This window comes from Methylobacterium sp. Leaf108, from assembly GCF_001423265.1.
Classification (GTDB): domain Bacteria; phylum Pseudomonadota; class Alphaproteobacteria; order Rhizobiales; family Beijerinckiaceae; genus Methylobacterium.
Genome location: NZ_LMND01000024.1, coordinates 1 through 3423, shown reverse-complemented (window position 1 = coordinate 3423; position 3423 = coordinate 1). Strand labels below are relative to the sequence as shown.

4 protein-coding genes and 2 pseudogenes are annotated in these 3423 nt (G+C 64.2%); 4 read left to right on the top strand and 2 right to left on the bottom strand.

Annotation, left to right across the window (positions count from 1 at the left end):
- Window positions 1-90: 90 nt before the first annotated feature.
- Window positions 91-387 (bottom strand): annotated as a pseudogene (locus ASF39_RS20615) (IS110 family transposase); the annotation flags it as partial.
- Between the two features lie 79 nt (window positions 388-466).
- Here ASF39_RS20615 and ASF39_RS12840 point away from each other — a divergent pair.
- Both ASF39_RS12840 and ASF39_RS22640 read left to right on the top strand, forming a co-directional pair.
- Window positions 467-1220: pseudogene (locus ASF39_RS12840) on the top strand (IS6 family transposase).
- Between the two features lie 212 nt (window positions 1221-1432).
- Complete coding sequence (locus ASF39_RS22640) at window positions 1433-1591, top strand: DUF4113 domain-containing protein (RefSeq protein ID WP_348271519.1); 159 nt, start codon at window positions 1433-1435, stop codon at window positions 1589-1591.
- Window positions 1592-1616: 25 nt separating this feature from the next.
- Here the strand turns inward: ASF39_RS22640 and ASF39_RS12835 are convergent, their stop codons facing one another.
- The gene (locus ASF39_RS12835; RefSeq protein WP_056284529.1) at window positions 1617-1808 is read right to left on the bottom strand and encodes a hypothetical protein; all 192 of its coding nucleotides are present in this window, start codon (window positions 1806-1808) and stop codon (window positions 1617-1619) included.
- A 602-nt stretch (window positions 1809-2410) separates the two neighbouring features.
- Here ASF39_RS12835 and ASF39_RS20600 point away from each other — a divergent pair.
- Both ASF39_RS20600 and ASF39_RS12830 read left to right on the top strand, forming a co-directional pair.
- Window positions 2411-2656, top strand: a complete 246-nt coding sequence (locus ASF39_RS20600) for a hypothetical protein (protein WP_082494555.1) — start codon at window positions 2411-2413, stop codon at window positions 2654-2656.
- 278 nt (window positions 2657-2934) lie between these two features.
- Window positions 2935-3231: a hypothetical protein gene (locus ASF39_RS12830; protein ID WP_244472402.1), complete on the top strand. Its 297-nt coding sequence runs from the start codon at window positions 2935-2937 to the stop codon at window positions 3229-3231.
- Window positions 3232-3423 lie beyond the last annotated feature (192 nt).

Genomic DNA, 3423 nt, shown 5'->3' with positions numbered 1-3423 from the left:
GCCAGCGTTCTCCGCTTGGCCAGCTGCGCTCGCCCGACCAGCTCCGCCGGCCAAGCTACCCGTGGTGGAGCGGCCTACCGCGCACTAACTTTACCCTTGGACCACCGCGTGGGGGCCGATCACGGCCGTGATGGCCGGCGCCGGCTCCTTGCCGAACCGGAACTCGGTCTTGTCGCTCCACATCCGGTGCAGGACGACGGCGAGCTTGCGCGCAACCGCCACGCGAGCTCGCGCCATGCCACGATGCTTGGCGATCTGCATGCCCCAAGCGCGCAGGCTCGACCATTTGCGCGAGCGCGTCAGCAGGGAGTGCGCGGCCTCGTAGAGCGCGGTGCGAGCGAGTTCGTCGCCGCAGCGGCTGACGTTGCCCTGGATGTCGGTCTCGCCGGGCCTGTCGCAAACCCGCGGCGTTTACCCCGTGTTGACCGTGCGGCCCGCATGGCGCCTCCAGTCCCGGAGGCCGTCCATGATCCTGTCCGCCATCGCCTCGAAGCTGAAGCAGCGCGCCAAGGCCGACTTCAAAGGCCGGCACTACGAGGCTGCCCTGATCGTGCAGGCCGTCTCTTGGTACCTGCGCTACCCCGCTCAGCTACCGCGACATCGAGGAGCTGTTCCTGGAGCGCGGGGTCGAGGTGGACCACTCCACCCTGAACCGCTGGGTCTTGGCCTACGCCCCGCTGATCGAAAAGCGGCTGCGGCAGTTTCGCAAGTTGCATTGTGGGTCGATCCGCATCGATGAGACCCACATTAAGGTGCGAGGTGAGTGGCGCTATCTCTACTGGGCCGTCAACAAGCACGGCAATCCAGTCGATTTCCTGCTAACCGCCAACCGGGATCTCGATGCAGCCAAGCGCTTCTTCCGCAAGATGCTGGCGGATCAGCCTCTTCTCACCCCGGATCGCATCGGCACGGATGGCGCCGGCCCGTATCCACCGGCCATCGCCGAGAGCCGGAAGGCGGGCCTGCTGCCGCGAGCGCCGATCCAGTAGGTGTCCAAGCACCTGCAGCAAGGGATCGAGAGCGACCACTTCCGGGTGAAGCGGTCGATGCCGCGGGTCGGCGGCTTCCGCTCGTTCAACACGGCGCGGCGCACGATGCAGGTTTTCGAGGCTATGCTGTGGCTGCGCAAGGGCTTCGGCTTCGCCGGCGCGTGGACCGTCCGTGAGCAGAACCATATGCTCGGGATCTGCTTCGGACTTCCCCTAGCGAACAAAGCGTGAAAGCTGGGCGGCAGAGGCCGTTCCGCGTCCCAGATCTGAGTTTGCGACACGCCCCGCTGGCTCTCGCCACCCAGACCACCCTGGCGCGAGGTGCCCGACGACCGCCCCTGGCGCCACTCGAAGGCCGGGGTCGTCACCACTGATCTGATGCTGTTCCACGCCAGCCCGCAGCTGCTGATCGGCCAGCTCGACCTTGAGCGTGGTGGCCCCTCATGGCGGCAATGGACGCTTGCAACGTCAGCTTTGAGCACGGCAGCGTCGTGCCGGCGCGGGCTGAGGTGGTGGAGAAGCGGAAGTGCTCGACGAAGTTCGAGATGCGGAGCCCGCGCTACACGACAGAGGTGGTCGAGCTACCGACGGCGCGGGCGTAATTCTCCGCTTGCCCTTCGCGCCTCCTCAATCCCAATCGATCTCCAGGGACCGCTCGAAGGCGGAATCGCCGAGTTCCTTGCCCTTATGATCGATAACCACGACCTCCCGGAAACCCCGACGCCGCAACTCCCATGTCTTTTCCATCGCTTGTTCGTCCGTCCCGCAGGCGAAGGTCATTGCCTTGCCGCTCGGATCGATCCCCTTCACTGTGAACACGACATCCTCGCTTCTCGCCGCCGAGATACTCCTGCGATAGGGGCTCACTCCAGTCGCTGTGCGAGCCCGCAATCAAGGCTTTTGGGCCGGCGGGAATGCTGTGCCTGGACAGTTGGGCAGGACCGCCTTGCCGACCGAGTTCGCAGGATCACACGCTGGAATAGCCGGACGGCCTCCATTCTCGATCCGAGCTGTTTGAAGCAGATCGAACTTCCATAAGCCGACCCCGATCACGGCGATGATGGCCAAGAGTCCGGCGGCAACAAGGGGAACCCAGCGGGGCATCAGAGGGACTCGATCTTTGGGATTGGGCCTGGGCGCCCCGTCTCAGACAAGCAAACGGCCACGGGAGCCAGGACCTAGTGCGCGTACATCCGGCGTCACCCTGTCCCGGCATCGTGGCCGCATCCGATCAAGCGACATGGTCGCTACCGGTATGATCCCCATATGGGATCGACGTGGTTAACGGTCAATGAAGCCACCTGAGCGGGAAACAGGCTGAATTGCGAGCTACCAGTTCAACAGGTTCCCGGTTGGGGTGCGTGGACGCGGGACCAGAAGGTTGCGAACCTGCGAGAACGGTCATTCTCGAAAGTTTTGATATGGCAGACGATCCTATCGAAACGCCTGATAACGATAGTGAAGGCCTGTCTTTTGAATGGGCAGAAACCGCTATCAACGCTTCGCACAACCTCGGCTTTAAACACGAGTTGCCGGCGCTCAGCTCGGAGCATTGGCAGATGGTGCTGACGAGCGTCGCCGCGCGCATGCAGATGCGGGGGATCAGGCTGCCGTTCGGTTGGAAAAAAGCGCTGGCGCGGCAGGTCGGCCGCCGTGAAGACGGATGACTTAAGAGGAGCTTGGCATGTCCGACGCGCCTATCATCCCAATCACGCCCGACCCCCCGAAGCTGGGCTCCGAATGGCAGGAGGCTGCAGATCTAGCACGCCATAATCTTGGATTGAGCCCGGCGCTGTCTGACCTCAGTCCGGAACACTGGCAGCTCGTCTTAGCCAGCGTCAGGGACCGTATGCGGCTTCGAGGTGCCTCGCTTCCGCTCGGTTGGCGGCGCGCCCTCGCTCGGCAGGTAGGGCGCAGTGACATGGCGGACCAAGCGGGAGCAACGGTGCTGGCCCTGGACGCCAAACGAAAGGAGATCGCCACGCACGTCGCGCGTGAACTGGGGTTGGGAGACTTGGCGAGCCTTACCCCGACGGATCGCGCTATCGTCGACCAACAGACAAATGAGACCATCGAGGGATGCAGCGGCGATACCAGCGAGCTGGCCGACTGCTCGGATGCGGATCGCACGATGCGGCGCCTGCTGTCCGAGCATCGTGATCTGGAGGAATTGAGGACCGACGAAGCGAACGTGCGCCTAGCTGAGGAAGGCGAGGTCTTCAGCCGTGACGATGATGCTTGAAACCGTCGCCACCAGCGCGGCCGAACCGACAGGCCTCCTACGAGCCGATCTCGCCTCCGTCGTTCAAGCCTGATCGGCCCCCACGCGGTGGTCCAAGGGTAAAGTTAGTGCGCGGTAGGCCGCTCCACCACGGGTAGCTTGGCCGGCGGAGCTGGTCGGGCGAGCGCAGCTGGCCAAGCGGAGAACGCTGGC